The organism is Dechloromonas denitrificans (assembly GCF_020510685.1).
Lineage (GTDB): Bacteria > Pseudomonadota > Gammaproteobacteria > Burkholderiales > Rhodocyclaceae > Azonexus > Azonexus denitrificans_A.
Genome location: NZ_CP075185.1, coordinates 1,908,273 through 1,930,454 on the forward strand (window position 1 = coordinate 1,908,273; position 22,182 = coordinate 1,930,454).

The 22,182-nt window shown below is 60.3% G+C and carries 20 protein-coding genes; 13 read left to right on the forward strand and 7 right to left on the reverse strand.

Translation table 11 applies throughout. The annotated features are described in order from the left end of the window. The first annotated feature begins 26 nt into the window (after positions 1 to 26). Positions 27 to 794 carry a ZIP family metal transporter gene (locus KI611_RS09230; RefSeq protein WP_226419525.1) on the forward strand — a complete coding sequence of 256 codons (768 nt, stop codon included), beginning with the start codon at positions 27 to 29 and terminating at the stop codon, positions 792 to 794. Here KI611_RS09230 and KI611_RS09235 read toward each other — a convergent pair. Continuing rightward, a complete protein-coding gene (locus KI611_RS09235) occupies positions 735 to 1,097 on the reverse strand; it encodes a hypothetical protein (RefSeq protein ID WP_226419526.1) in 363 nt (120 codons plus the stop codon). The two genes, KI611_RS09230 and KI611_RS09235, sit on opposite strands and share 60 nt — an antisense overlap. On the opposite strand from KI611_RS09235, the gene phaC reads away from it, so the two are divergent. From phaC to phaR, 4 genes are all read left to right on the forward strand, one after another. Further along, the gene (gene phaC / locus KI611_RS09240) at positions 1,096 to 2,781 is read left to right on the forward strand and encodes a class I poly(R)-hydroxyalkanoic acid synthase (RefSeq protein WP_226419527.1); all 1,686 of its coding nucleotides are present in this window, start codon (positions 1,096 to 1,098) and stop codon (positions 2,779 to 2,781) included. The two genes, KI611_RS09235 and phaC, sit on opposite strands and share 2 nt — an antisense overlap. Positions 2,782 to 2,801: 20 nt before the next feature. Further along, on the forward strand, positions 2,802 to 3,542 hold the full coding sequence (phbB, locus tag KI611_RS09245; RefSeq protein WP_226419528.1) for an acetoacetyl-CoA reductase: 741 nt from the start codon (positions 2,802 to 2,804) through the stop codon (positions 3,540 to 3,542). 46 nt (positions 3,543 to 3,588) lie between these two features. After that, the gene (phbB, locus tag KI611_RS09250; RefSeq protein WP_226419529.1) at positions 3,589 to 4,332 is read left to right on the forward strand and encodes an acetoacetyl-CoA reductase; all 744 of its coding nucleotides are present in this window, start codon (positions 3,589 to 3,591) and stop codon (positions 4,330 to 4,332) included. Positions 4,333 to 4,432: 100 nt separating this feature from the next. Further along, positions 4,433 to 4,984 (forward strand): polyhydroxyalkanoate synthesis repressor PhaR, encoded by a 552-nt coding sequence (phaR, locus tag KI611_RS09255; RefSeq protein WP_226419530.1) that lies wholly within the window; start codon positions 4,433 to 4,435, stop codon positions 4,982 to 4,984. 4 nt (positions 4,985 to 4,988) lie between these two features. Here the strand turns inward: phaR and KI611_RS09260 are convergent, their stop codons facing one another. Beyond that, positions 4,989 to 5,963, reverse strand: a complete 975-nt coding sequence (locus KI611_RS09260) for an o-succinylbenzoate synthase (protein WP_226419531.1) — start codon at positions 5,961 to 5,963, stop codon at positions 4,989 to 4,991. Continuing rightward, positions 5,960 to 6,787 carry a 1,4-dihydroxy-2-naphthoyl-CoA synthase gene (gene menB, locus KI611_RS09265; protein WP_226419532.1) on the reverse strand — a complete coding sequence of 276 codons (828 nt, stop codon included), beginning with the start codon at positions 6,785 to 6,787 and terminating at the stop codon, positions 5,960 to 5,962. Before menB ends, KI611_RS09260 begins: the two co-directional genes overlap by 4 nt. 145 nt (positions 6,788 to 6,932) lie before the next feature. Here menB and KI611_RS09270 point away from each other — a divergent pair, with 145 nt between their 5' ends. Beyond that, entirely contained in the window at positions 6,933 to 7,304 is a 372-nt protein-coding gene (locus KI611_RS09270; protein ID WP_226419533.1) for a PilZ domain-containing protein, read from the forward strand. Between the two features lie 34 nt (positions 7,305 to 7,338). On the opposite strand, the gene ilvN is transcribed toward KI611_RS09270, so the two are convergent. Both ilvN and ilvB read right to left on the reverse strand, forming a co-directional pair. Beyond that, positions 7,339 to 7,650 carry an acetolactate synthase small subunit gene (ilvN, locus tag KI611_RS09275; RefSeq protein WP_226419534.1) on the reverse strand — a complete coding sequence of 104 codons (312 nt, stop codon included), beginning with the start codon at positions 7,648 to 7,650 and terminating at the stop codon, positions 7,339 to 7,341. Position 7,651: 1 nt separating this feature from the next. After that, positions 7,652 to 9,322, reverse strand: coding sequence for an acetolactate synthase large subunit (ilvB, locus tag KI611_RS09280; protein WP_226419535.1), 1,671 nt, complete (start codon positions 9,320 to 9,322; stop codon positions 7,652 to 7,654). Between the two features lie 398 nt (positions 9,323 to 9,720). Here ilvB and KI611_RS09285 point away from each other — a divergent pair, with 398 nt between their 5' ends. Beyond that, entirely contained in the window at positions 9,721 to 10,983 is a 1,263-nt protein-coding gene (locus KI611_RS09285) for a diguanylate cyclase domain-containing protein (RefSeq protein WP_226419536.1), read from the forward strand. 51 nt (positions 10,984 to 11,034) lie between these two features. Here KI611_RS09285 and KI611_RS09290 read toward each other — a convergent pair whose 3' ends face one another. Continuing rightward, positions 11,035 to 12,567, reverse strand: a complete 1,533-nt coding sequence (locus KI611_RS09290) for a fumarate hydratase (RefSeq protein ID WP_226419537.1) — start codon at positions 12,565 to 12,567, stop codon at positions 11,035 to 11,037. 13 nt (positions 12,568 to 12,580) lie between these two features. After that, positions 12,581 to 13,117 (reverse strand): TIGR00645 family protein, encoded by a 537-nt coding sequence (locus tag KI611_RS09295; RefSeq protein WP_226419538.1) that lies wholly within the window; start codon positions 13,115 to 13,117, stop codon positions 12,581 to 12,583. 251 nt (positions 13,118 to 13,368) lie between these two features. Here KI611_RS09295 and acs point away from each other — a divergent pair, with 251 nt between their 5' ends. The 6 genes from acs to KI611_RS09325 all read left to right on the forward strand — a co-directional run bounded on the left by acs (position 13,369) and on the right by KI611_RS09325 (position 22,140). Further along, the gene (gene acs / locus KI611_RS09300) at positions 13,369 to 15,330 is read left to right on the forward strand and encodes an acetate--CoA ligase (RefSeq protein WP_226419539.1); all 1,962 of its coding nucleotides are present in this window, start codon (positions 13,369 to 13,371) and stop codon (positions 15,328 to 15,330) included. A gap of 186 nt (positions 15,331 to 15,516) precedes the next feature. After that, positions 15,517 to 15,711 (forward strand): hypothetical protein, encoded by a 195-nt coding sequence (locus tag KI611_RS09305; RefSeq protein WP_226419540.1) that lies wholly within the window; start codon positions 15,517 to 15,519, stop codon positions 15,709 to 15,711. Next, positions 15,712 to 18,423, forward strand: a complete 2,712-nt coding sequence (locus tag KI611_RS09310; protein ID WP_226419541.1) for a sensor histidine kinase — start codon at positions 15,712 to 15,714, stop codon at positions 18,421 to 18,423. A gap of 17 nt (positions 18,424 to 18,440) precedes the next feature. Next, positions 18,441 to 18,812 (forward strand): response regulator transcription factor, encoded by a 372-nt coding sequence (locus KI611_RS09315; RefSeq protein WP_226419542.1) that lies wholly within the window; start codon positions 18,441 to 18,443, stop codon positions 18,810 to 18,812. A gap of 102 nt (positions 18,813 to 18,914) precedes the next feature. After that, complete coding sequence (locus tag KI611_RS09320; protein WP_226419543.1) at positions 18,915 to 21,077, forward strand: exonuclease domain-containing protein; 2,163 nt, start codon at positions 18,915 to 18,917, stop codon at positions 21,075 to 21,077. Position 21,078: 1 nt separating this feature from the next. Continuing rightward, a complete protein-coding gene (locus tag KI611_RS09325) occupies positions 21,079 to 22,140 on the forward strand; it encodes a DUF294 nucleotidyltransferase-like domain-containing protein (RefSeq protein ID WP_226419544.1) in 1,062 nt (353 codons plus the stop codon). The last annotated feature ends 42 nt before the right edge of the window (positions 22,141 to 22,182 follow it).

Sequence of the window (22,182 nt, forward strand, 5' to 3'; positions counted from 1 at the left end):
CGCCTTTCCTCCGTAGCAGATTCCTTGTGAGCACTCTTTCCTGGATCATCGCCGTTTCTCTGGCCGGTGGCGCGCTCAGCGTCGTTGCCGCCGCAGGGTTGAGCATGGCTATCGGCGTACACCGCATCAATGTGCTGATTTCCTATGCGATCGGGGCCTTGCTCGGTGCTGCTTTCCTCGAAATTCTGCCGCATGCGCTGGAACATGGCGACCCGCGCTGGATGACGGGAACCGTCCTGTTCGGCATCATGGTTTTCTTCGTGCTGGAAAAATTGGTTCTGTGGCGGCATTGTCACCACGATCATTGCGAGGCACATGAGGCTCATGCGCCGGCCCATGACCACGGGCGTTCCGGCCTGATGATCCTGGTTGGCGACACCTTTCACAATTTTGTCGATGGCATCCTGATTGCCGCAGCCTTCCTGCAAAGCACGGAGGCCGGCATGGTTACCGCGCTGGCCATCATTGCCCATGAAATTCCGCAGGAAGTCGGCGATTACCTGATCCTGCTCCATTCCGGTTACAGCAAAATCCGGGCTTTGGCGTTCAACCTGCTTTCCAGCCTGGCAACCCTGGTTGGCGCGATGCTCGCCTACTTCGCGCTCTCCGAGATGCAGGAATGGATTCCGACGCTGCTTGGACTGGCGGCGGCGAGCATGATCTATGTTGCCGTGGCCGACCTGATTCCCGGACTGCACAAACGAACGGAACTGCGGGCGACCATCCAGCAGGTCTTACTTATCGGCCTCGGGATCGCTTCGATCGCCATCGTTCAGTCGCTCGTTGGCGAGTGACTCCCGATAGGCGCGGCGCTGCCGCCGGACCTTGCTGCCGCTGATCCAGAGCAGCAGCCCGCAAGGCAGTAATCCGTAGAAGAAAAATGAAATGATGCCGGCAATCACGCTGGGCTCGTTGGCAGCAACGAGCACCGTGACGTAAAGCCAGCCGATAGCGATGATGTACATGCCGTAATTATGCATTGACAGCGCCGAAGGCGGTATGCAGAATCCAAAAGCTATAACCCCGACAACAACAGAGACGAGTCTTCCCATGGCGCAGGGATCGAACAATAACGACGCATTTTTGGGTTCTGCCATGCAATTCATGCAGGCCGGGCAGGACATGGCCCAGCAGTTCATGGAGTTTCTCGGGAAGACAAGTGGCGCGTCTGGCGCAGAGCCTCCACCGGCGGCCGATCCGCAAGCGCTGAGCGCGCTGCAAAAGCAGTTCATCGATCAGCAAATGTCCCTTTGGCAGGCCATGCTCGCCAAACAGCAGGGGCAGGAACAAAGCTTCAAGGTCTCGCCGGAGCCGGGGGATCGCCGCTTCTCGGCGCCAGAGTGGCGCGATAGCCCGATTTACGACTATCTGCATCAGGCTTATCTGCTCAATACCCAATACCTCAAGCAAGTGGTCGAGGTGATTCCGGCCGACGACGACAAGGCCAAGAACAAGATGCGCTTTCTGGCTCGGCAGGTAGCCGATGCCATGGCCCCGTCGAATTTTGCCGCGACCAATCCCGAGTTCATCCAGCGGGCGCTGGAAACCAAGGGGCAGAGCATTACCGACGGCATCAACAATCTGATCGCCGATTTCGAGAAAGGCCGTATCTCGATGACCGACGAGTCGGTATTCGTCGTCGGTCAGAATATCGCGACGACCGAAGGGGCTGTCGTCTTCGAAAACGAGCTGATGCAGCTCATCCAGTACAAGCCGCTGACTCCCAAGGTCGGGACGCGCCCGCTGTTGGTGGTGCCGCCCTGTATCAACAAGTTCTATGTGATGGACCTGCAACCGGAGAATTCACTGATCCGCTTCATGGTCGAGCAGGGCAACACGGTTTTCCTTGTCTCCTGGCGCAATCCGAAGGAAGAGCAGGGCAATCTGCGGTGGGATGATTATCTTGAGCATGGCCCGGTTGCTGCGCTGCACGTCATCCAGGAAATCTGCAAGGTCAAGCAGGTCAATGCCCTTGGTTTCTGTGTCGGCGGGACGATCTTGACGTCGGCGCTGGCGGTGTTGAAAGAGCGTGGCGAGGACATCGTTTCATCGCTGACGCTGCTGACGACCTTGCTCGATTTTTCGGATACCGGCGAAATCGGCCTGTTCATCGACGAAAAAGGCCTGGCTGCCCGCGAAGCATCGATCGGCAATGGCGGCCTGCTGCCGGCACGCGATCTGCAAAACACCTTCTCCATGCTGCGCGCCAACGATCTGGTCTGGAACTACGTCGCCGGCAACTACCTGAAGGGGCAGAAGCCGCAGGCTTTCGATCTGCTTTACTGGAATTCGGACTCGACTAATTTGCCCGGGCCGTTCGCCTGCTGGTACATGCGTAACCTGTATCTCGACAACAGCCTGCGTGTCCCGGGCAAGCTCCAGATGTGCGGGCAGCAAGTCGATCTCGGCAAGCTGGACATGCCGGTCTATCTGCTGGCAACGCGCGAAGATCATATTGTTCCCTGGCTGTCAGCCTACGAGAGCACGCGGATCCTCGGTGGCAAGACGCGCTTCGTGCTGGGTGCGTCGGGGCATATTGCCGGGGTGGTCAACCCGGCCAGCAAGAACAAGCGCAGCTATTGGGTCAACGATGACGTGAAAGCGGATGCTGACGGATGGTTGGCCGCAGCCGAGGAGAAAAAAGGTAGCTGGTGGAATGACTGGGCGACCTGGATCAAGCCGTTGGCCGGTGACCTGCGGGCGCCGCGCAAGCTGGGTAATACCAAATACAAGCCGGTTGAACCGGCGCCGGGGCGCTACGTCAAGGAACGCGCCGTTTAATACTTCTGGGGGAGGGACGAATGTTGCGAGTCGCACTGGTAACCGGAGGGATGGGCGGTCTTGGCGAAGCCGTCTGCATCAAGCTTGCTGCACTGGGGTTCAAGGTGGTAACCACCTATTCTCCAGGTAACGCCAAGGTTCAGGACTGGCTGAAGACGATGAACAACATGGGGTACGGCTTCAAGGCCTACCCGTGCGATGTGACGGATTTCGACTCGGCACATCAGTGCGTCGAGACGGTCACCAGAGAAGTCGGCCCGGTCGATGTGCTGGTTAACAACGCGGGTATCACGCGCGACATGACCTTCAAGAAAATGACCAAGGCCGACTGGGATGCGGTGATCCATACCAATCTCGATTCGGTATTCAACATGACCAAGCAGGTGCTTGATGGCATGACCGAGCGCAAATGGGGCCGCGTCATCAATGTAAGTTCGGTTAATGGCCAGAAAGGTGCCTTCGGCCAGACCAACTACTCGGCAGCAAAGGCCGGCATGCATGGTTTCACCAAGGCGCTGGCGCTGGAAGTGGCCAAGCAGGGCGTTACGGTCAACACTATTTCGCCCGGCTATATCGGTACCAAGATGGTCACCGCCATCCCGCAGGAAATTCTCGATTCAAAAATTCTGCCGCAGATTCCGGTCAATCGACTGGGAAAACCGGAGGAAATTGCCGGACTGGTGGCTTATCTCGCTTCCGACGAAGCGGCATTCGTTACTGGCGCCAATATTTCCATCAATGGCGGTCAGCACATGTACTAACTTTCGTATTTTTACCCTGCTCTAATTCAACAAGGAAGGAAAAACTATGACTCAACGTGTTGCTCTCGTTACTGGTGCCCTCGGTGGCCTCGGAACCGCAATCGCCCAACAACTCTCCCTGGCTGGCCACAAGGTTGTCGCCGCCTACCACCCGGAGTTCGACAAGCCGGATGAGTGGGTGAAGGAACAGGCTGCTGCCGGTTTCAAGGATTTCATCCTGGTCGCCGGTGATGTCTCCGATCTGGAGTCCAGCGCCAAGATGGTTGCCGAAGCTGAAGCCAAGGCCGGCCCGATCGATATCCTGGTGAACAATGCCGGTATCACTCGCGACCGCATGTTCGCCAAGTTGGAAAAAGATGGCTGGGATGCCGTCATCAATACCAACCTGACCAGCCTGTTCAACGTGACCAAGCAGGTTTCTGCCAAGATGGCCGAACGTGGCTGGGGTCGCATCATCAATATCGCCTCGGTCAATGGCGTCAAGGGCCAGGCCGGTCAGACCAACTATTCCGCAGCCAAAGCCGGCGTGATCGGCTTCTCCAAAGCGCTGGCCGCCGAACTGGCAACCAAAGGCGTGACGGTTAACGTCATCGCTCCGGGCTATGTTGCGACCAAGATGGTTACCGCCATTCGTGAAGACATCCTGAAGACCATCGTCGACTCCGTGCCGATGAAGCGTCTGGCCAAGCCGGAAGAAATCGGCTTCGCTTGTGCTTTCCTGGCGAACGAACTCTCCGGGTTCACTACTGGCGCGACGCTGAACATCAACGGCGGTCTGTACTACCAGTAATCCGCATTTTTGCAATGCACCACCAAAGGGCACCTGAGGGTGCCTTTTTTTTTGCGTTATAATGTTGCACTGCACACAAACTTGTATTGAGGATCACTGCATGTCGGAACCGGTACGGCTGATCAAGAAATACCCTAACCGTCGTCTTTACGATACCAAAACAAGCGCTTATATAACGCTTGGTGACGTCAAGGATCTAGTGCTCAAGTTTGAAGTGTTCAAGGTTGTCGATGCCAAAACGGGTGATGATCTGACGCGCAGCATCCTGCTGCAGATCATCCTTGAAGAAGAGACTGGCGGCGCCCCGTTGTTCACCAGCGAGTTGCTCTCCGGGTTTGTCCGCTTCTACGGCAGCGCGATGCAGGGCATGCTTGGCAAGTATCTGGAAAACAACATGCGGACCTTCGTTGATTTTCAGAACAAGTTGCAGGATCAGTCGGGCGTGATGTACGGCCCCGGCGACAATACCCACATGCAGGCTGATTTTTGGGCCCAGTTCCTGAATTTTCAGCAGCCGGCCATGCAGAGCATGATGTCGGCCTATATGGATCAGTCAAAAAAAATGTTTCAGTCGATGCAGGATCAACTGCAAAGCCAGACGCGGAACATGTTTACCGGCCTTCCGACTAATCCGGCCGACAACGAAAAGTAGGTTTTCAGGGTTTTCGGGCGGCTTGGGTGAGTCCCGGGACGAAACCGAGACCCGTTCCCCGCGGTAATATCAGGCGCCCGGCGCTGACCGGCGGACTGGCCCCGGTATCTTCGGCCAGCCACTCGGCCGTTCCTAGGCCATGCGTCTGCCATGGCGCTATCGCTGCCGCCAGATGAGCGCAGGCGAGCAGGCCGCAGGCGCTTTCGAGCCCGGAACTGACGACGCATTCGATGCCCCTCGCTTGCGCCTTGAGCGCTAGCCCTATGGTTGCCAGCAAGCCACCGTGGCGAGCTGGTTTGAGAACCAAACGTCGGACTGGTGGGTGATAAAAGAAGGGTGCATCAAGCAGTTGAATTGACTCGTCAACAGCGAGAGGGAACGAGGCCAAACCCTGCAGGCTGGCAAGCCCAGCCGGTGTCGGTTGGCTGAGCGGCTCTTCCAGGCTTTCAATCGGCAAGTCGGCGCAAGCCATGACGAAAGCGCTGGCTTCGTCCATCTTCCAGGCGGCATTGGCGTCCAGGCGAAATAAGGAGCCGCGCGGCAACAGATTCTTCAGCCTTTGCAGGTGAGCGACCTCAGCTCGCCAGTCACCGATGCCCACCTTGATCTTCAGTATCGAATAGCCGGTCGCCAGCGCTTGTTTCAGCGCATCATCTTTGATCGACGAGAGCGAACCCAAATTGCCGTTGACTGCAACGCTTTCCACTGGCGGTTTGCCGCTGAGCCATGCATTAAGCGGCTGCTGCGCTTTCTGAGCGGCGAGGTCGAGCATGGCTGTCTCTTCGGCAAAGGCGGTTGCCGCCGACTCGTCGATGCCGAATTCCGGTAGCGGGGCGCAGTCGCCCCAGGCTTGGCGAGCTCCGTCGTCGATCAGCCGCAGCAGGCGACCTTGGCGTACGTCAAAAACTCCCCGGCTGGTTTGCCAGGGGCGCCGCAGCGGCAGGGAGTAAGGCAGCCAGTCGGCGGCAACGATGTTCATGGCCGCTTGCGGTATTTTCCGAAATCCGGTGCCCGGCGTTCGAGCCATGCGTTACGGCCTTCCTGGCCTTCTTCGCTCATGTAGAAAAGGCCGGTGGCGTTGCCCGCCAGTTCCTGAATGCCGGCCAGTCCATCGGTATCGGCGTTGAAGCCGGCCTTGATCATGCGTAGCGCCATGGGCGACAGTTCGAGCATCTGGCGACACCAGGCAACGGTTTCCTCTTCCAGTTTTTCCAGCGGCACGACGGCGTTGACCAGTCCCCAGTCGAGCGCCGTTGCCGCATCGTACTGGCGGCAGAGCAGCCAGATTTCCTTGGCCCGCTTGAGACCGATGGTGCGTGCCATCAGCCCGGCACCAAGGCCGGCATCGAAGCTGCCGACGCGCGGGCCGGTCTGTCCGAAACGGGCGTTCTCGGCGGCGATGGTCAGGTCGCAGACCAGGTGCAGGACGTGGCCGCCACCGATGGCGTAGCCGGCCACCATGGCGACGACTGGTTTCGGGCAGCGGCGAATCTGCATCTGCAGATCGAGGACATTGAGGTGAGGCGTGCCGCCCTCGTCGATGTAACCTTCGGCGCCCCGGACCTTCTGGTCGCCGCCGGAACAGAATGCGTCATTGCCGGTGCCGGTCAGGATGATGGTGCCGATGGCATTGTCGCGGTGGGCGCGATGAAAGGCATCGATCAACTGACTGACTGTTTCCGGCCGGAAAGCGTTGCGCCGCTCGGGGCGGTTGATGCTTATTCGGGCAATGCCTTCCGCCGTGTCAAAAAGAATGTCGGAATAGCTGTGTGCGCTTTGCCACTGAATGTCGTGTGTTGTCATGATTTCTCAACGGGTTGGATTGCCTGCGAGTATAGCTTTCCCGTTGGGGGGGCGAATTGAGCTGTGTCGGATTGGCTGGATTCATTTTTGCAGCGGGCTGGTGGGCATGGGAAAATGCCGCTTCATTAAGCTTGGGATCAGCATCGTGAGAGAACGTCGTCGCTACAATCGCTTCAATCTGCAAGGCCGGGTTCAACTGCAGCTTGGCGGGAAACTGTTCGAGTTTCCGGCGGCCGACATTTCGGTTTCCGGTGTCAGTGTCATGCTCGATGTTGCGGTGCTGGGCGCCAAGCCGACCGGCGAGGTCGGTATCTGCACGATAGAGTCGCCCGACCTGGCTTGCCCGGTCGAGGCTTACGTCAGCGTAATGCGTATCCGCCGGGTTGGGCATCAGCATCTCGTCGGCCTGCGCTTCGAGTCGATTAGCGATGAGCAACTGCAGGTCATTCACGCCTACGAAACGCTGACCAGAGCCAGAGCGGAAAAGAGCAGCACAACCGTCCCGAAGCATTTCTGATTCGGGACGGGGCCGGCTCAACTGCCCGGGATATTCAGCAGGCAAAAAAACGTTCGACTTCGCAAAATACCGCGTGGTCGGCATCGTGGCGGCGCACCACGATCACGTCTTCGAGCTTTTCCAGTTGCTTGATCATCTGCGACAAGCGCTTGTCCTCATTGACCAACAGCCATATCCGGCTTTGCTCGCCATTGCCGACGGGCAGGCAGACGATGCCGTCGACGTTGTAGGCGCGCCGGGAAAACAGGCCGACGACGTGCGACATCACGCCCGGATGGTTTTTGACATCGATTTCCAGCACGGCGCGGGAGATGGCTTGCTGTTCATTGCGGGTGAAGGCATTCATTTCAATTTCCAATCATTTCATGGTTGGCGGCGCCCGGCGGGACCATCGGAAAAACCTTCTGCTCGGCGTCGATGCTGGCATGGATCAGGCACGGGCCGGGGCGGGTGATGGCCTCCATCAGTGCCGCGCAGGGATTCGCCGCCTGATCGAGATCGACGGCATGCAGGCCGAACCCCTGGGCAACCTTGACGAAATCGGGCATTGCCGTGAACTGAGAGGCAAATAGACGCTCGCCGTAGAACAGCGACTGCTGCTGATGAACGAGACCGAGTGCGGCGTTGTTCATCAATACGATTTTGACGTTGACGTTCTCCTGGGCGGCGGTGACCAGTTCCTGAATGTTCATCAGGATCGAGCCGTCGCCGGTGAAGCAGACCACGGTCTTGTCGCGTGCCGCGAGTGCGGCGCCGATTGCCGCCGGCACGCCGAAGCCCATCGTTCCCAGGCCGCCGGAGGTCAGCCATTGGCGTGGTCGACGCAGCGGATAAGCTTGCGCCACCCACATCTGATGCTGGCCGACATCGGTGGTGACGATCGCCTCGTTGTCGAGGCAGGCCGCGACGGTGCGGATCAGGCCAAAATGCGACAGCGCCTGATCGGCATCCGGCATGTGGAACGGGAACTGCGCTTGCAAGGCATTGACGCGCTCGGTCCAGATCTTTCGGTCATTTTCAGCGACTGCCGGCAGCAACTGGCCGAGTGCGTCGCGCACGTCGGCCGTGATGCCGATATGGGCGGTCTTGATCTTGTCCAGTTCGGCCGGATCGATGTCGATGTGAATGATTCTGGCGTTGCGGCAGAACTGCGCCACCTTGCCTGTCGCCCGGTCGTCGAAACGGGCGCCGACGGCAATCAGCAGATCACACTCATCGAGCGCCAGATTGGTCGCGCGCGCCGCGTGCATGCCCAGCATGCCAAGTGACAGGGGGTGATCGACCGGCATCGTGCCGAGCGCCATCAAGGTCATCACGGTTGGCAGGTTGGCCTTCTGCGCCAGGTCGACCGCAAGATCGGCCGCGCCCGAATGGACGACGCCGCCGCCGAGATAGAGGATGGGGCGCTCGGCGCTATTGATCATGGCTGCCGCCTGTTCGATCAGCGACGCCTGGGCTGGGGCGGCCGGCAGGGCTCTGCCCGGCTCCGGCCAGGTATCGATTTCAATGGTTTCGCTCTGGACGTCTTTGGGAATATCGACCAGCACAGGCCCGGGGCGGCCGGAGGCGGCGATCTGGAAGGCGCGCGGAATGACTTCCAGCAACTCCTCGGCCGAGGAAACCAGAAAGTTATGCTTGGTGATCGGGATGCTCAGGCCATAGGTGTCGACTTCCTGAAAGGCATCGGTGCCGATCATCGCGCGCGATACCTGGCCGGTGATGGCGATCAGCGGAATCGAATCGAGCTTGGCGTCGGCGATCGCGGTCAGCAGATTGGTCGCGCCGGGGCCGGAGGAGGCGAGGCAGACGGCGGGCTGGCCGGTTACTCGGGCCATGCCCTGGGCCATGAAGCCGGCACCCTGCTCGTGACGAGCAAGAACGTGATGGATTGCGGTCGACTGCCCGAGCGCATCGTAAATGGGCAGGATGGCGCCACCCGGTATGCCGGCGACGATGCGTATGCCCTGGCGTTCGAGCAGGCGCACAGTGATCTGGGCGCCGTTGAGAGTTTCTGTCATGGAGTGCTCCTTGAGGTTGGTGGCACAACCGGCGGGCTCCAAAACAAAACCCCCGCCGGTTTGCGCCGGCGGGGGTTGGGGAATTCTGTCTGCTTCTGCTTACCCGATCCGCGACGGCGCGTGCGTTACGACGCCTACGACGACTACGCGTACGACGACCGGCTGTTCAGCAGAAGCAAGCGGGGAGCGTAGTTGGCGGGTGTTCATCGTCGGATCTAAGGTAAGGGTGGAAATGGTAAGTGGGTGACTATGCGACAGGTCGGTAGCAAAATCAAGTGGTGAAAATGATGAATAGTCCGAAACAGCTCGCGCTATTTCCAAATTGCATAGCCTGGCATTGAACACTGTTTGCTGAATGAACTAAACTACGAAATTGGTCATAGCAATTCAACGTTCGCTTGGAACGGTTGATCATGCACGGAAGAGATATGACAAGTTCGCAGAAAGTGCTGTTGGTTGATGCGTCACGCGTAGTTCGGGCCTCGTTGTCCAGATACTTGCGCGACAGTTACGAAGTTTGCGAGGAGGGCGACGGCGAGTCGGCATGGCAAAGCCTTGTGCTTGACTCGTCGATCGTTGCGGTTATCTCCGGCCTGGACATTGCCGGGCTCGACGGCTCTGGCTTGATCGAGCGACTGCGGGCGAGCAAATTGGCCCGCTTGAATCGCTTGCCATTTTTCCTTCTGGTGTCGGACAGCTTTGCCGCCGCGGCAAAAGAGCGCGCCTTGCAGCTCGGGGTTTCCGATTTCATTCCGAAAGGAATGGCGGCCAAGGCGGCCAAACAAGTCTGCGAGCGCTTGAGCGCGTCATCGAGTCAGACGGAATCGGCGCCTGGTCTTGCCGAATTCGGAAGTCAGAGCGATATCGGGTTGAGCGACTTCATGTCGCGCATCGGCACGATGGCCGGTTTGGCCGATGAACTCGTGGCCGAAGGTGGCGGCGAGCAGCCGGCCGATACAGAGCGCCCTGAGCGTCGGCTGACCAAGAGTCGTAGCGAACAGTGTCTCCAGGACTTGCTTGCGTCGACTGTCGGCAGCGAGCCGGTCGGCGTTCTGGTTTTCGCGATCGATGGCTATGATGACCTGAAGAGTCAGTATGGTAGGGAGGTCGCCGACAGGGTGGTGATGAAATTTTCTCGCCTGCTGTCCGGCAAGATCCGGGGAGAGGAAAGCATCGGCCAGCTTGCCGATGGTCGAATCGCCATCGTCTCGCCGACCGCCGACCGCGAGCAGTGTGCGAACTTTGCCTGGCGGGTCTGCCGGGCGTTGGCGGCGGCACAGGTTTCGGTGCACGGCCAGCGTATCGAAACCACGGTCAGTGCCGGGGTTGCGGCGAAGCCGGAAGACAGCGCCACGGCATCGACGGAGGAATTGTTGCGTCTGGCAATCAGTCGTCTCGACGGGGCTATCCGCGCCGGCGGCAATCGCGTCGTCCATGCTTCCGGCTGTGGCGGCAACAATGTCGACCAGGAAGAGTTCTTCGCGCGCCTGCGGGCCTTGCTCGCCAATGCCACTCCCGACACCATGATGTCGTGCAAGGGCTGGGTCACTTCGGTGTGTGTGGCTTGCCGCAAGTCGATGAAGGCCGGTAATGGCCCGGCTTGTCCATCAGGTGCGGCCGGCGGGAAGTGCGTCGGGAAATCAACCGAGCGCTCGGTATAAGCGCAACAAAAACCCGGCCTCAGCCGGGTTTTTTTTTGCCAATGGCAAAGATCAGGCGGTGACAGGAATCTTGCCGATCTTGATCTGCCATTCCTTGGGACCGGTGTTGTGCACGCTGATGCCTGAGGAATCAACGGCAACGGTGACCGGCATGTTCTCGACATCGAACTCGTAGATCGCTTCCATGCCCAGATCGGCGAAGCCGACGACCTTGGCCGACTTGATCGCTTTTGCCACCAGGTAGGCGGCGCCACCGACGGCCATCAGGTAGGCCGACTTGTTGTCCTTGATCGCTTCGATGGCGACCGGGCCGCGCTCGGACTTGCCGATCATCGAGATCAGGCCGGTCTGTTCCAGCATCATCCGGGTGAACTTGTCCATCCGGGTGCCGGTGGTCGGGCCGGCCGGTCCGACGACTTCATCACGGACCGGATCGACCGGCCCGACGTAGTAAATCACGCGGTTGGTGAAGTCGACCGGCAGTTTTTCGCCCTTGGCCAGCATGTCGGCGATGCGCTTGTGGGCAGCGTCGCGGCCAGTCAGCATCTTGCCGTTCAGCAGCAGTTTCTGACCGGGTTTCCAGGCGGCGACTTCTGCCTTGGTCAGGGTGTTCAGGTTGACCTGGGTGGCCGCCTTGAGATCGGGCGTCCAGGTGACGGCCGGCCAGTCTTCCAGCTTCGGCACTTCGAGCTTGGCCGGGCCGGAGCCGTCGAGATGGAAGTGGCAGTGGCGGGTCGCCGCGCAGTTCGGGACCAGCGCGACCGGCAGGTTGGCAGCGTGGCAGGGGTAGTCGAGCACCTTGACGTCGAGCACGGTGGTCAGACCGCCGAGACCCTGGGCGCCGACGCCGAGCGCGTTGATCTTCTCGAACAGTTCGAGGCGCAGCTCTTCCGGGCGGGTCAGTTTGGCGCCGGTGGCGGCCTTGGCCTTCAGTTCATGGATGTCGACCGGGGCCATGATCGATTCCTTGGCCAGCAGCATCGCCTTTTCCGGTGTGCCGCCGATACCGATGCCGATGATGCCGGGCGGACACCAGCCGGCGCCCATTTCCGGAATCTTGTGCAGTACCCAGTCGACGAGGTCGTCCGACGGGTTGAGCATGGCGAACTTGGACTTGGCTTCCGAACCGCCGCCCTTGGCGGCGCAGATCACTTCGACGTGGTGGCCGGGGACGATCTCAAAATGGACGACGGCCGGGGTGTTGTCCTTGGTGTTCTTGCGGGCACCGGCTGGGTCGGCGAGCACCGAGGCACGCAGCGGATTGTCCGGGTTGCCGTAGGCGCGACGGACGCCTTCATCGATCATCTGCTGGATGCTCATCGTCGCGTCCGGCCAGGTGACCTGCATGCCGACCTTGATGAAAACCATGCCGATACCGGTGTCCTGACAGATCGGACGATGGCCTTCGGCCGACATCCGGGAGTTGGTCAGGATCTGGGCAATGGCGTCCTTGGCGGCGGGGCTTTCCTCGCGGTCATAAGCTTCACCCAGTGCCTTGATGTAATCGAGCGGGTGATAGTAGCTGATGTACTGGAAAGCGTCGGCGACGGACTGGATCAGGTCTTCCTGTTTGATGGCGGTCATGCACAACTCCGAATCAATGGGTTTTTTGATGTTGCAAGGCGAGGGTCTGGGTCATGGTCTTGTCGACAAGGGCCATGGCCAGGGCGGAGAAAAGGAATACAACATGAATGATGACTTGCCACATCAATGTGTGCTCAGACAGGTTGGCGGCATTGATGAAGCTCTTCAGCAAGTGGATCGACGAAATGCCGATGATCGCCGTAGATAGCTTGATTTTGAGCACGCCGGCATTGACGTGCGACAGCCATTCCGGCTGGTCCGGGTGGTCCTCGAGGTCGAGGCGGGAAACGAAGGTTTCATAGCCGCCGACGATGACCATGACCAGCAGGTTGGCGATCATCACCACGTCGATCAGGCCAAGGACGGAGAGCATGACATCGGCTTCGCTGAGGTGGGCGGTGTCGATGGCGTTATGGATCAGGTGGCTCAGTTCGACCATGAACAGCCAGCAATAGACGACCTGGGCAATGATCAGGCCGATGTAGAGCGGCGCCTGAATCCACCGGCTGGCGAAAATGAAGGATTCGAGATATTTGATGGGGGAGCGCATTGGCGGAACTTTTTTACTGGGGGGCGCAGTTTATCACGCTGCTACCGGGCGCCCCCCGATATGCCGAAATGCTGCGGCGCAGCGTGATTTCGTAAGCGCTTTGTAAGAATATCAACGTCTAATGCCGCTTCAACGCTGGTGAGAGAGTTGCTGACGATCTCCAGCTTGGGCGGCTTTAACTATCCCGGGTTCTGCCCGAGATGCAATCGGTTGTTTCAACATAAATGCGAAGTACCGCAGAGGAGAAGAATATGTCGAATGAGTCCGTGCAGCTAATTTATCCGTCTGACGAAATCGTCAAGAATGCGGCGGTTTCCGGGATGGACGCCTATCGGGCGCTGTGCGCGGAAGCCGAGGCTGACTACGAAGGTTTCTGGGCAAGGCATGCCCGTGACCTGGTCACCTGGAAGCAGCCGTTCACCCAGGTGCTCGATGAGTCGAATGCCCCCTTCTTCAAGTGGTTTGCCGATGGCAAGCTGAATGTTTCTTACAACTGCCTCGATCGTCAGGTCGAAGCCGGTCTCGGCGACAAGGTCGCCATCATCTTCGAAGCCGACAACGGCGAATCGACCAAGGTCACTTACAAGGAACTGCTGGCCAAGGTCTGCAAGATGGCCAATCTGCTGCGTTCCAAGGGCGTCAAGAAGGGCGATCGCGTCGTCATCTATTTGCCGATGACCGTCGAAGGCGTCGTCGCCATGCAGGCCTGTGCCCGCGTCGGGGCGATCCACTCCATCGTTTTCGGCGGTTTCTCCGCCCAGTCGCTGCGCGATCGCATGCACGATGCCGGCGCCGTGATGCTGATTACCTCCGACGGCCAGTTCCGCGGCGGTAAGGCCATTCCGCTGAAGCCGATCGCCGACGAAGCCTTCGGCCTGGGTGGTTGCGAGTGCGTCAAGAACGTCATCGTCTTCAAGCGCACCGGTGCTGAAGTCAATATGGTTGCCGGTCGCGACGAATGGTTGCACGACGCTCTGGCCAACCAGCCGGAAACCTGCGAACCGGAATGGGTCGAAGCCGAACACCCGCTGTTCCTGCTCTACACTTCCGGCTCCACCGGCAAGCCGAAGGGTGTCCAGCACTCTACCGGCGGTTACCTGCTGCACGCCATCATGACCATGAAGTACACCTTCGACATCAAGCCGAACGATGTCTTCTGGTGTACGGCCGACATCGGCTGGGTCACCGGGCACACCTACATCACCTACGGCCCGCTCGCTTGCGGCGCGACCGAAATCGTCTTCGAAGGCGTGCCGACTTACCCGGATGCCGGTCGTTTCTGGAAGGTGATCCAGACCCACAAGGTCAGCATTTTCTACACCGCGCCTACTGCGATCCGTTCGCTGATCAAGGCGGCCGACAACAACCCGGCCATCCATCCGAAGAGCTACGACCTGTCGTCGCTGCGCATCCTCGGTTCGGTCGGCGAGCCGATCAATCCGGCGGCCTGGCAGTGGTACTACGACAATGTCGGCGGCGGTCGCTGCCCGATCGTCGATACCTTCTGGCAGACCGAAACCGGCGGCCACATGATCACCCCGCTGCCGGGCGCCACGCCGCTGGTGCCGGGTTCCTGCACGCTGCCCTTCCCGGGCATCCAGGCCGCCATCGTCGATGAAACCGGTGCCGACGTGCCGTGGGGTCAAGGTGGCATTCTGGTCGTCAAGCGTCCGTGGCCGTCGATGATCCGGACGATCTGGAACGACGACGAGCGCTTCGTCAAGTCCTACTACCCGGCCGACTTCCAGGGCAAGTATTACCTGGCGGGCGACGGTGCGATCCGTGACATCAATACCGGCTACTTCACCATCACCGGCCGTATCGACGACGTGCTGAACGTTTCCGGTCACCGCATGGGGACGATGGAAATCGAATCCGCCCTGGTCGCCAATCCGATCGTCGCCGAAGCTGCCGTGGTCGGCCGCCCGGATGATCTGACCGGCGAAGCCATCGTCGCCTTCGTGGTGCTGAAAGGTCAGCGCCCGACCGGTGACGACGCCAAACGCATCATCAAGGAACTGCAAGACTGGGTGGGCAAGGAGATCGGACCGATCGCCAAGCCGAAGGACATTCGCTTCGGCGACAACCTGCCGAAGACCCGTTCCGGCAAGATCATGCGCCGTCTGCTGCGTGGTCTGGCCAAGGGCGAGGAACTGACGCAAGACACCTCGACGCTGGAGAATCCGGCCATTCTGGAACAACTGAAGGGTTAATTTCCTTTCCGTTCCCAGTTGAGCCAAAGAGGCGGCGAGCTTGCCACGCCGCCTCTACAGACTAAAAGGCAAGGAGGAGACAATGGTCGCCCATAAGGTGACCTCCCGTGTGGTCGCATCAGACTGCATGCCAACAACGGTCGGCACGCTTGGCGTGTCGACCGTTTTCTATTCCGGGGGTGCGTTTTGAAGAGAGCCAGTCCTGTTCGGCAACGTTTCGCGGCGCTCGGCCTGCTCGGCGTGCCCTTGCTGACGTTTCCCCTGCTCAGTCTGCCCGGTGGCAGTCTGGGGGGAATCCCGGCGACTTACCTGTACCTGTTCGGCGTCTGGGTCGGCCTGATTGCGCTGGCCGCCTGGGTGGCCGAACGGCGGAGGTCGTAAGTGCTTTCCGGCTGGTTCGTTGCCGCGCTCGCCTCGGCCTACCTCGGACTGTTGTTCGCGGTGGCACGCTTTGGCGATGCGCGGGCCGACGCCGGGCGGTCGATCATTTCGGCCAATGTCTATGCGCTGTCGCTGGCCGTCTATTGCACGTCGTGGACTTTTTACGGCAGTGTCGGGCGCGCCACCTCGGGTGGCTTGTCCTTTTTGACCATTTATCTCGGGCCGACCCTGATGCTGATGTTCGTCGGGGTCATCATCAAGATGATCCGCATCAGCAAGGCCCAGCGCATCACCTCGATTGCCGACTTCATCGCCTCGCGGTACGGCAAAAGCCAGTTCCTGGCCGGCCTGGTGACGGTGATTGCGGTGATCGGCGTCGTTCCCTATATCGCGCTGCAACTGAAGGCGGTCGCCGCCAGCTTCGACGTGTTGTTCCAGCAGTCCAGCCACACCTTGCTGCCCTGGTGGCTCGATTCGACCTTGCTGATCGCCGCCGTCCTGGCGCTGTTCACCATTCTGTTCGGGACGCGTCATCTCGATGCGACCGAGCGGCACGAGGGGATGGTCGCCGCCATTGCCTTCGAGTCGGTGGTCAAACTGGTCGCTTTCCTGGCGGTCGGTCTGTTCGTCACCTACGGGATGTTCGGCGGCTTGTCCGATCTTTTCCAGCAGGCTGCGGCGAGTCCCGAGCTCCATCGCCTGGTGCAGCTCGATGAGGCGCGCGCCGGGACGTGGACCGCATTGATCCTGCTCTCCGGTCTAGCCATCATTTTCCTGCCGCGCCAGTTCCAGATCATCGTCGTCGAGAATGTCGACGAGTCGCACCTGAAGCGTGCCGTCTGGCTTTTTCCGCTCTATCTCCTGCTGATCAACATCTTCGTGCTGCCGCTGGCGCTCGGCGGTCTGCTGCATTTCCAGGGGCAGAGCGTCAATCCGGATGTCTTCGTGCTGACGCTGCCGATGACCCGCGGCGCCGAAGCGCTGGCGCTGCTGGTCTTCATCGGTGGCCTATCGGCGGCGACCGGCATGGTCATTGTCGAAACCATCGCCTTGTCGACGATGGTCTGCAACGATCTGGTAATGCCCTGGCTGCTCCGCTCGACCTGGCTGAAAATCGAAAAGCGCCAGGATCTTTCCGGTCTGCTGATCGGCATCCGGCGCGTTGCCATCACGCTGATCCTGCTGCTCGGCTACATCTATTTCCGGGTCGCCGGCGAAGCCTACGCGCTGGTCGGTATCGGGCTGATTTCCTTTGCTGCGGTCGCGCAGTTTGCACCGGCCATGTTCGGCGGCATGTACTGGAAGCAGGGCACCCGGGCCGGGGCCATCGGCGGCTTGCTGGCCGGCTTCGGCATCTGGCTGTACACGCTGTTGCTGCCGTCGTTCGCCAAGTCGGGCTGGATCGGCAGCGGCTTCGTCGAGCACGGTCTGTTCGGCATCGGCTGGCTGAAGGCCCAGGCCCTGTTCGGGCTCACCGGAATGGACGAGATTTCGCACTGCCTGTGGTGGAGTCTGCTGGCCAATATCGGTTGTTACGTCGTGGTGTCGCTCAATTCGAAGCCGGATGCCGTCGAGGCCGGGCAGGCCGAGCGCTTCGTCGATGTATTCCGGCATGCCCAGCGGGCAACCGATACCCGGCTGTGGCGCGGCAATGCCTCGGTCGATGCGCTGGTCGAACTGCTTGAGCGTTTCCTCGGGCCGCTGCGCGCGCGCCAGCAACTGGCGGCCTATGCCGGGAATCGCGGCGCTGGGGACTGGCGCAGTTTGCCGGCCGATGCCGATTTCGTGCACTTTGCCGAAGCCGAACTGGCCGGGGCGATCGGCTCGGCCAGTGCGCGGGTGATGGTGGCGTCGGTCGCCCAGGAAGAGGATCTTGGGCTGGAGGAGGTCCTCGATATTCTCGACGAGGCGACTCAGGTGCGCGCCTACAGCCGCGAACTGGAAACCAAGCAGGGCGAACTGGAGGCGGCGACCGCCGAATTGCGCGAGGCCAACGAGCGTCTGCGCGAGCTGGATCGGATGAAGGATGATTTCATCTCGACGGTGACCCACGAGTTGCGGACGCCACTGACCTCGATCCGGGCGCTCTCCGAGATGTTGCACGAAGATCCGCGGATGGAGCTCGTCGATCGCACGCGCTTCCTCGGCATCATCGTCAACGAAGCGGAGCGGCTGACCCGCTTGATCAACCAGATTCTCGACATGGCCAAAATGGAGTCGGGACGTGCCGAATGGACGACCGGGAAAGTCGATATCGGCGACGTGGTGCGCGAGGCGATGGATTCGCTCGGTCAGCTTTTTCGGGAAAAAGATGTGGCGCTGGACGGCGATATTCCGGCGAGCGGCCCGGTCGTTCTGGCCGACCGGGATCGCCTGACCCAGGTGATGATCAACCTGTTGTCGAATGCGGTGAAGTTCGTGTCTGGCGGCAGCGGGCGGGTCAGCGTCAAGCTGACGATCGACGGCAGATTCGTGCGCGTTGTCGTTTCCGACAACGGTCCCGGCTTGACCGCTGAGGAGTGCGTGGTCATTTTTGAAAAGTTCCGGCAGGGCGGCAACACGATGACCGACAAACCGCAGGGGACCGGTCTGGGCCTGCCGATCAGCCGGCAGATCGTCGAATATTTTGGTGGTAATCTCTGGGTAGAAAGCCAGCCCGGAGCGGGTGCAAATTTCATTTTCACGGTCCCTTTACCGGTGCCGGAAGAATAACAACGGAGACTAAAGGTATGGCGCACAAGATTCTGATTGTCGATGACGAACCGAATATCGTCATTTCGCTCGAATTCCTGATGAAAAAGGAAGGCTTCGAAATCGCCATCGCCGGCGATGGCGAGGAAGCCTTGGCCAAGGTGGCGAGCTTCAAGCCGGACCTGCTGCTGCTTGACGTGATGATGCCGAAGAAATCCGGTTTCGAGGTTTGCGAGGCGCTGCGTGCCGACCCCGCGCTGGCCGGTTTGCTGATCGTCATGCTGACCGCCAAGGGACGCGATACCGAGGTTGCCAAAGGCTTGGCGATCGGCGCCGATGCCTACGTCACCAAGCCGTTTTCGACCAAGGATCTGGTAGCCAAGGTCAAGAGCATGCTGGGCGTTGCCTGATCTCGACCCGCCGCACCCGATGGCCCGCGCTCACGCCGCGCGAGCTTCCCGTCGGGTGCGGTCGCCGGCCCGTTGCGGCCGAAATTCATTGGAATACGCGCCATGAAGGCTAAATATCGCTTCATCCTTGCCGTGGTCGTGCTCGGTCTGTTGATGACCGGGCCATTCGTTGTCAGTTCGCTGCTCGTCTGGCTGGACATGAAGGAAGCCGAGCGGAACCTGCTGGTCGAATTGCTCGTGTCGCGCCTGCCGGTCGGCACGATGATGACGATGTGCGGTTTTGCAATTGGCGTGCTGGTGCTGCACAAGCTGTTCAAGCAATATGTCGAGGGCCTGTTGCGGATGTCCGAAACGCTACGCCTGATGCTCGGCGCCAACCGCGATTTTCGCGTGACGCTCGATGGGCCGCCGGAAGTGCAACAACTGGCGATGGCCGCCAACGACCTAGCGCAGCAGCGTGACGTGCTGATGAACGATGTCGATGCCCAGATCGGTCGGGCCAAAGCCTCGGTCGAGGAAGAAAAGAATCGGCTCGCCGCCTTGATGTCCGAACTGGCGCAAGCCGTCGTGGTCTGCAATCTCGACGGTCGCATCCTGCTCTACAACAACCGCGCCCGCCTTCAGTTCAAGGCGCTGGCGCTGGGGCCGACCTCAGTGAGCGGCGGGGCGCTGATCGGTCTCGGCCGGTCGATCTTCTCGATTCTCGAAAAGAATCAGGTCGAGCACGCCCAGGAAGTCATTCGCCAGCGTCTGGGGGCCGGCAAGACGGCCATTTCCAATTTCATCACGACGACCCGCGGTGGCCAGTTGCTGCGCGTTCAGATGGTTCCGGTTCTGGCGGCAGCGAGCGGGGAGGGCGAAGCGGCGATGTCCGGCTACGTGCTGACCGTCGAGAACATCACGCGCAGCATCGAGCTGGAGGCGCGTCGCGATCAGGTGCTGCATTCGCTGACCGAAGGCAGCCGTTCGGCTCTGGGCAATATCCGCGCCGCCGTCGCCAACTTGATCGATTACCCGGAAATGGAGCCGGAGCTGCGCGAGCGTTTCGTCAAGGTGGTCGATGATGAAGCCGCCAGGATGAGTCAGCGACTGGATCAGACCATGGTCGAGTTTTCCGATTCGATGAAGACCCGCTGGCCGCTCGAGGACATTCTCGGAATCGACATCATCGCCGCCGCCCAGCGCCGGATCAACGAAAAGCTGAATCTGCCGACGAAGACCGAGGAGCTGGACGATGCCTTGTGGGTCAAGGCCGACAGTTTCTCGCTGGTCTTTGCCCTGGTTTTTCTCGCCGCCAAATTGCAGGATCACTACGAGCCGCGCGAACTGCGTTTCCGTCTCAAATCGGAAGGCAAATTGGCCTATCTCGATCTGATCTGGGCCGGTCCGGCCATGTCCTCGGAGACGTTCTACACCTGGGAAATGGATTCGATGCAGGTCGGCAGCGAAACGACGCCGCTCTCCATCCGCGATGTCATCGACCGGCACGGCGGGGAAATCTGGTACCAGCGCGAAAAGGCGGCGCACCGCGCCTTCTTCCGCTTCGTGCTGCCGGTGGCGACGCCGGAAGTCGAGCAGGATCAGGAGGATCGCAAGCGCGGCTCGAGCCGGCCGGAGTATTACGATTTCGATCTATTCAATTTTGCCGACAAGTCGATCGATCTCGAGCGCAAGCTCTCCGACCTGACTTGTACCGTTTTCGATACCGAAACCACCGGGCTGGAGCCTTCCAACGGCGACGAGATCATCCAGATCGGCGCCGCCCGGATTGTGAACAACCGCCTGTTGCGTCAGGAAGTTTTCGACCAGATCATCGATCCGGAATGCCCGCTTAAGCCCGAATCGATCCCGATTCACGGCATCACCGAAGACATGGTGCGCGGCAAACCGACCATCGACGTGATCCTGCCGGCCTTCCACGAGTTTTGCGAAGACACCGTGCTGATTGCCCATAACGCGGCTTTCGACATGCGCTTCCTGCAATTGAAGGAGGAGCGGACTGGTATCCGCTTCTCGCAGCCGGTACTCGATACGTTGCTGCTCTCGGCGGTGGTGCATCCGAATCAGGAATCGCACAAGCTCGACGTGATCCTGGAGCGCCTCGGCATCCATATCGCCAGTCGGCACAATGCGCTGGAAGATGCACTGGCGACCGGCGAGGTCTTCCTGAAACTGGTGCCGCTGCTTGAGGAAAAGGGCATCGTCACGGTGCGCCAGGCCCTGGAAGCGTCGGAGAAGACCTATTTTGCCCGGGTCAAGTACTGAGATGGCGCTGTCGAGCGGCGACTTTCTGCCTTGCCGCTGGCAGGCTGAAGTGCTGGCCGAGCTTGATGGCTTGACGGCGCTCGACCAGGCGCCGGCCGTCGCCGGGCGTTTGCGCCAATTTCTGTTGGCCGTAGCTGGTCGCGGCATGGGCGGCTACAACATGACCCGCCTGATTTCGGCCTGCAACGACCGCTTGACCATCAGCATCGTCGACCTGACCAGCCAGCGTCACCATCTGCCGGACGTTGCCTGGTGCTGGCTGGCCATGGGGTCTGAAGGGCGATATGAACAGACCTTGGTCAGCGATCAGGACAACGGCCTGGTGTTCAATGCCGTCGATGGGCGCGAGGCCGAAGCGCTCCGCACCCTGTTCCTGCCCTTCGCCGCGGAAGCCAATCAGCGTCTGGCCGATTGCGGCTTCAAGCTGTGCAGCGGCCAGGTCATGGCCGGCAATCCGGCCTGGTGTCTGTCGTTCGATGAATGGCGCGAGCAGTTCATCGACTGGGTCAGGCGGCCCGAGCCGACCGCCTTGCTTAATGCCAGTATTTTTTTCGATCTGCGTCCGCTGGTTGGCCAGCTCGAACTGGGTGAAAGACTACAGACCATCCTGCTCGGACTGACCACCGATACGCCGTCCTTCCTCCATCTGATGGCCGGCAATGCGCTGCAGGCGGCGGTGCCGCTGAATTTTCGCGGCGAGATCGCGGCCGAGGAGGGGGAACTGCTCGATCTGAAAAAATTTGGCAGCCGGATATTCGTCGATGTCGCCCGGATTTTTGCCCTCGCCTCGGGAGCGCGCGCGGTGCACACCGCCGGCCGCCTGCGCGAGGCGGGTCCGGCGGCTGGCCTGAAAGCCGAGGGGATTGCCGCAGCGGAGTCGGCGTTTTCGCATGTCTTGCGCCTGCGGCTGGATCAGCAAAGGGCTGCTGCGGCAGCCGGCGTGAGCGATGGCCATGGCCTCAAGCTGTCGACGCTGCACGAAATGGACAAGGCGATCCTGCGCGAGGCGCTGAAGCAGGCACGCCGCCTGCAACAGCGCCTCAAGTTAAACTATGCACTTTGAAGAAAAATGAGGTTGTCGTGAGCACGCCACAACAAGCACAAG

Bases quoted from the DNA above. Each gene is read 5' to 3' on its own strand.
- phaC (WP_226419527.1), top strand. From the start codon at position 1,096: ATGCAATTCATGCAGGCCGGGCAGGACATGGCCCAGCAGTTCATGGAG.
- KI611_RS09235 (WP_226419526.1), bottom strand. From the start codon at position 1,097: ATGGCAGAACCCAAAAATGCGTCGTTATTGTTCGATCCCTGCGCCATG.
- phbB (WP_226419528.1), top strand. From the start codon at position 2,802: ATGTTGCGAGTCGCACTGGTAACCGGAGGGATGGGCGGTCTTGGCGAA.
- phbB (WP_226419529.1), top strand. From the start codon at position 3,589: ATGACTCAACGTGTTGCTCTCGTTACTGGTGCCCTCGGTGGCCTCGGA.
- phaR (WP_226419530.1), top strand. From the start codon at position 4,433: ATGTCGGAACCGGTACGGCTGATCAAGAAATACCCTAACCGTCGTCTT.
- KI611_RS09260 (WP_226419531.1), bottom strand. From the start codon at position 5,963: ATGAACATCGTTGCCGCCGACTGGCTGCCTTACTCCCTGCCGCTGCGG.
- menB (WP_226419532.1), bottom strand. From the start codon at position 6,787: ATGACAACACACGACATTCAGTGGCAAAGCGCACACAGCTATTCCGAC.
- ilvN (WP_226419534.1), bottom strand. From the start codon at position 7,650: ATGAATGCCTTCACCCGCAATGAACAGCAAGCCATCTCCCGCGCCGTG.
- ilvB (WP_226419535.1), bottom strand. From the start codon at position 9,322: ATGACAGAAACTCTCAACGGCGCCCAGATCACTGTGCGCCTGCTCGAA.
- KI611_RS09290 (WP_226419537.1), bottom strand. From the start codon at position 12,567: ATGACCGCCATCAAACAGGAAGACCTGATCCAGTCCGTCGCCGACGCT.
- KI611_RS09295 (WP_226419538.1), bottom strand. From the start codon at position 13,117: ATGCGCTCCCCCATCAAATATCTCGAATCCTTCATTTTCGCCAGCCGG.
- acs (WP_226419539.1), top strand. From the start codon at position 13,369: ATGTCGAATGAGTCCGTGCAGCTAATTTATCCGTCTGACGAAATCGTC.
- KI611_RS09315 (WP_226419542.1), top strand. From the start codon at position 18,441: ATGGCGCACAAGATTCTGATTGTCGATGACGAACCGAATATCGTCATT.
- KI611_RS09320 (WP_226419543.1), top strand. From the start codon at position 18,915: ATGAAGGCTAAATATCGCTTCATCCTTGCCGTGGTCGTGCTCGGTCTG.
- KI611_RS09325 (WP_226419544.1), top strand. From the start codon at position 21,079: ATGGCGCTGTCGAGCGGCGACTTTCTGCCTTGCCGCTGGCAGGCTGAA.